1 pseudogene is annotated in these 348 nt (G+C 48.9%); it reads right to left on the reverse strand.

Annotated elements, in window-relative coordinates:
- Positions 1-348 (reverse strand): annotated as a pseudogene (locus PUR71_RS41245) (hypothetical protein); the annotation flags it as partial.

Raw genomic sequence — 348 nt, forward strand, 5'->3', positions numbered from 1 at the left:
GTGTTGTTTGGGGGTGTGTGTTGGGGTTGGGTTGGGGTGGTTGGTGGGGGGGGGGGGGGGGGTGGGTTGGTGGGGTTTGGGTGTGTTTGTGTGTTTTTTGTTTCGGGTGTGGTTGTGTGGTTTGGGTGTGGGCGGGGGGGGGCCGCCCGCCACCACCCCCCCCCAAAAAAAAAACCAAACCACACACCCACCACCACCCCCCCCCCCAAACAAAAAAAACACACCACAAAAAAAAAAAACCACACAAAAAAACAAAAAAAAAAAACAAACAAAAAAACAACCAACAACCCAAAAAAAAAAAAAAAACCAACCAAACAAACCAAAAACCAACCCACCAACAAAAACACA

This window comes from Streptomyces sp. SP17BM10 (assembly GCF_036322405.1).
GTDB lineage: Bacteria > Actinomycetota > Actinomycetes > Streptomycetales > Streptomycetaceae > Kitasatospora.